The 4,065-nt window shown below is 63.5% G+C and carries 6 protein-coding genes; all 6 read right to left on the bottom strand.

Annotation, left to right across the window (positions count from 1 at the left end; genetic code table 11):
• Positions 1-45: 45 nt before the first annotated feature.
• Positions 46-840, bottom strand: a complete 795-nt coding sequence (locus tag IVB32_RS01230; protein WP_247395280.1) for a transporter substrate-binding domain-containing protein — start codon at positions 838-840, stop codon at positions 46-48.
• A gap of 16 nt (positions 841-856) precedes the next feature.
• Entirely contained in the window at positions 857-1,615 is a 759-nt protein-coding gene (locus IVB32_RS01225) for an amino acid ABC transporter ATP-binding protein (protein ID WP_247395281.1), read from the bottom strand.
• 2 nt (positions 1,616-1,617) lie between these two features.
• Positions 1,618-2,286: an amino acid ABC transporter permease gene (locus tag IVB32_RS01220; protein ID WP_247395282.1), complete on the bottom strand. Its 669-nt coding sequence runs from the start codon at positions 2,284-2,286 to the stop codon at positions 1,618-1,620.
• A 7-nt stretch (positions 2,287-2,293) separates the two neighbouring features.
• Positions 2,294-2,977, bottom strand: coding sequence for an amino acid ABC transporter permease (locus tag IVB32_RS01215; protein ID WP_247395283.1), 684 nt, complete (start codon positions 2,975-2,977; stop codon positions 2,294-2,296).
• Positions 2,978-2,986: 9 nt separating this feature from the next.
• Positions 2,987-3,886 carry an NAD(P)-dependent oxidoreductase gene (locus IVB32_RS01210; RefSeq protein ID WP_247395284.1) on the bottom strand — a complete coding sequence of 300 codons (900 nt, stop codon included), beginning with the start codon at positions 3,884-3,886 and terminating at the stop codon, positions 2,987-2,989.
• A gap of 31 nt (positions 3,887-3,917) precedes the next feature.
• Positions 3,918-4,065 (bottom strand): FCD domain-containing protein (locus IVB32_RS01205; protein ID WP_247409611.1); only part of this gene is annotated, 148 nt, incomplete at its 5' end.

Below are 4,065 nucleotides of genomic sequence, written 5' to 3'. Positions count from 1 at the left end.
ATGGGTCGTGGCAGCCGCGCGCGGCTGCCACGATTGTTTCTGGTCTTAACTACGCATATCCGGCGGCAGCTCGACGCCGTGGAACTTCTTGTAGATCGCATTGAGCTTGCCGTTCTTGACGTTTTCGGTGATCCAGCCGTTGAGCTTGTCCATTAGGCGCTGCTCACCCTTCTTCAGTCCGATGGCGAGGTCGAAGGTCGCCAGCGGAATCCGGGACTCGAACACGCGCGAGGGGTTTTTCACTCCGATCTGGTTGATGATGGTCGCGGACGAGGCGACACAGTCGACCTGACCGGACACGGCCGCCGTCACCATGGTGGCGTCGTCATCGTACCGAGAGATCTTCAGGTCCTTGTCCTTCATGTTGGACAGGGTCGTGTCCTGCGTGGTGCCGCGCGAGACGCCGATCGACTTGTCCTTGAGGTCGGGCCAGTCCTTGACCGTCGATGATTTCAGGCAGCCGACATCGGATTGCAGCGTCGCATAACGCTTGGTGAAATCGATCACCTTGGCGCGATCGGGCGTCACAGACAGCGTCGAAATGATGATGTCGGCCTTGCCGGTCAGGACGTTCGGGATACGAGTTGCCCCGGTGGTCTGGATGAACTCGAGCTCGAGCCCCCAGTCCTTGGCGAGCAGCTGCGCGACTTCGACGTCGGAGCCGGTCGGCTTCATGCTCGAGTCCATCATGCCCGAAGGCGGGATGGCGAGGTCGGTCGAGATGCGGATCTTCTTGGCCTGCGTGATATCGTCGAGCAAGTCGGCCGACGCCGGCGTCGCCGCCATCATGACGAGGCCACACAGTGCGGCGGCAGCTCCCAGCAATGTCTTGTTGGTCATCCCTAGTTCCTCCCTATTATGATTTTAAGTTTCCCGTGCCCACGAATTGCGTGAGTTCGGGGGTCGTCGGCGACGTCAGGATCGAGGCAGGTCCGGTTTCGTGAACCTTGCCGCGATGCATGAAGACGATCCGGTCGGCGATGCCTTTGGCAAAGCCCATCTCGTGGGTGACCATCACCATGGTCATGCCATCAGCCGCCAGCTGCTCGATCACCTTCAGCACTTCGCCGGTGAGTTCCGGATCGAGCGCGGATGTGACCTCGTCGAACAGCATCACTTTCGGCTGCATGGCGAGCGAGCGGGCGATTGCGGCGCGCTGCTGCTGGCCGCCGGAAAGCTGCTCCGGGTAGGCGTGAAGCTTCTCCTCGAGCCCGACCTGCGCCAGCACTTTTCGCGCAAGGTCTTTGGCCTGCGACGCTGTCATGCCCTTCACGGCAGAGGGCGCCAGCGTGATGTTCTGCTCGATCGTGAGATGCGGAAACAAATTGTAGCTCTGGAACACGATTCCGACGTCCTGGCGCAGCGCGCGAAGGTCGACGTCGGGACGATGGACCCGATGTCCGCAGACGACGATCTCGCCCCCGTCGACCTTCTCGAAGCGGTCGATGCAGCGCAGCGCCGTGCTCTTGCCGGAGCCGGAGCGGCCGATCAGCGCCAGCACCTCGCCGCGCTCGACGGCAAAACTGACACCATCGAGCACCCGCAGCGAGCCAAAGCTCTTTTGCACGTCGCGGAGCGACACAATCGGTTCGGAGGAGGAGGCGTTCTGCTGCATCTTCAGGCCGGTGCAAGGTGAAACTTGCCACGCCCCATGCGACGTTCCAGCTTCTGACTGAACAACGACAGGGGATAGCACATGGCGAAATAGGCGACCGCGATGATGGCGTAGATGACGAACGGCTCGAAAAGCGAGTTGTTGACGATCTGGCCCGAGCGCATCAGCTCGACGAAGCCGACGACGGAAGCGAGCGAGGTGTTCTTGATGATCTGGACCATGAAGCCGACGGTAGGCGGCGTCGCGATGCGGATCGCCTGCGGCAGGATCACCTTCATCATGCGCTGGGTCCGGCTCAGCGCCAGGCCTTCGGCAGCCTCCCATTGCGGCTTCGGCACGGACTGGATGCAGCCACGCCAGATCTCGCCGAGATAAGCGGCGACATAGAGCGTCAGCGAGGCGCCGGCGGCCGTGAGCGAGGAGACCTTGAGCCCGATTGCAGCGAGGCCGAAATAGCCGAGGAAGAGGATGACCAGCAGCGGTGTGCCTTGGATGAGCTGGACATAGATGGCACTGACGATCCGCACCGATTTGAGCGGCGAGATTCGCGCCAGCGCGATCGCGAAGCCGACGATGCCGCCGCCGATCAGCGCGATCACCGATAGACCAATGGTCCACAGCGCGCCCTGGCCGAGGAACATCAGATGGTTGATGTTGAGATGTCCGCCCATGGTCATCTCACAACGGTGTGCCGAGCCGGCGACGGCGCGGGAACAGCACGAGGCCGAGGCCCCAGAAGCCCGCGCGCATCACCAGCGACAGGATGATGTAGAGCACGGCGACGATGATGTAGGTCTCGAACGCGCGATACGTGTCCGACTGGATGTAGTTGGCGACCGCGGTGAGCTCTTCGGCCGAGATCTGCGAGCAGACCGAGGAGGCCAGCATCAACAGCACGAATTGGCTGGTCAGCGCCGGATAGACCTTCTCGATCGCCGGCAGCAGGATGATGTGCCAGTAGATCTGCAGGCGTGACAGCGCCAGCCCTTCGGCGGCCTCGATCTGTCCGCGCGGGATCGCCTCGAAGCCGGCGCGCATGATCTCGGCGGTATAGGCGCCGACATTGATGGTCAGCGCGGCCACCGCCACGGTGAACGCCGAGAGTTTCAGTCCCAGGCTCGCGAGGCCGAAATAGACCAGGAAGATCTGCACCAGCAGGGGCGTGTTGCGGATTGATTCGACGTAGACCTTGCAGGCGCCGGCGATCAGCGCGCTATGCGAGCCGCGGCCGACGGCTGTAAGCGTGCCGAACAGGGCGCCGAGCACGGTCGCAAAAACCGCCAACTCCAGCGTCAGCGCGGCGCCGGCGAGAAAGCTCGGCCAACGCTCCAGCACTGCGGGGAAGTCGAGTTGGATGCTCATTGTGTCGGGTCACCCGGTGGTCTGGTTCGTCATGCGGTCATAGACGCGGAAAAGCGCCTGGTTGCCATTGTTGCCTTCGCCATGCGCGCGCGCGTCCACATATTGGCTGGTGACGAGCGCCGTGCCCGGCAACGGCACGCTTAGCGCCTGCGCGTGCTCCTGCACCAGGCGGAGGTCCTTCAGCTGCAGATCGATCCGGAAGCCGGCGGAGACATCACCGGCGATCATCGCGGGGCCGAGCTTGTCGAGCATCCAGGAGGCAGCGGAGCCTCCGAGCAGCACCCGGCGCAGCAGATTGAGATCGAGGCCGGAAGCGCGCCCGAGCGCGAGGGCCTCGCAGATGGCTTGGATGTTGATGCCACAGATCAGCTGGTTGCAGAGCTTGACGGTCTGGCCGGCACCGGACGCGCCGACATGCGTGATGGTGGTGCCCATCGCGCGGAAGAACGGCTCGGCCTGGGTGAAGGCGCTCGCATCGCCGCCGGCCATAATCGAGAGGGCGGCGTTCTTGGCGCCCACCGGGCCACCCGAGACCGGCGCGTCGATGAAGCTGACGCCAATTTTTTGCAGGTCGGCATGGATGCGGCGGACCGCAACCGGCGAGATCGTGCTCATGTCGACGATCAGCTTGCCGGGTGGCGGCGACTTCAGCAGCCCATGCTCGCCGTAAACAGTCGCCTCGACATGGGGCGTATCGGGCAGCATGGTGACGACGATGTCTGCGCCTTGCGCCGCATCGGCCGGGTTCTTGGCCCGGATCGCACCTTCCTTGACGATATCGGCTACGGCGGCCTCGTTGAGATCGAACGCGTGCACCGCGTGCCCCGCCTTCAGAAGGTTGCGCACCATCTCCACGCCCATCGTGCCGACGCCGATGAAGCCGACGCTGCCCTTGTCGTTCCGTCCCATGTTATTCGTCCGTTTCTTGGTTAGTCCGCGATCAGCGTGAGGCGCTGGTCTTGTCGGTATCGCCGACGACGGCCCGCCTGCGGTATTCGTCCCCGATGGCAAAATGCTTGCGCAGCGTCGCATCTGCTCGCTCAGGGTCGCGCGCGATGATCGCGTCGAAGATGCGCCGGTGGTCGTCG

Source organism: Bradyrhizobium sp. 23 (genome assembly GCF_023073295.1).
In the GTDB taxonomy this organism is placed as follows: Bacteria; Pseudomonadota; Alphaproteobacteria; order Rhizobiales; family Xanthobacteraceae; genus Bradyrhizobium; species Bradyrhizobium canariense_D.
This window is presented reverse-complemented; position numbering and strand designations above follow the sequence as displayed.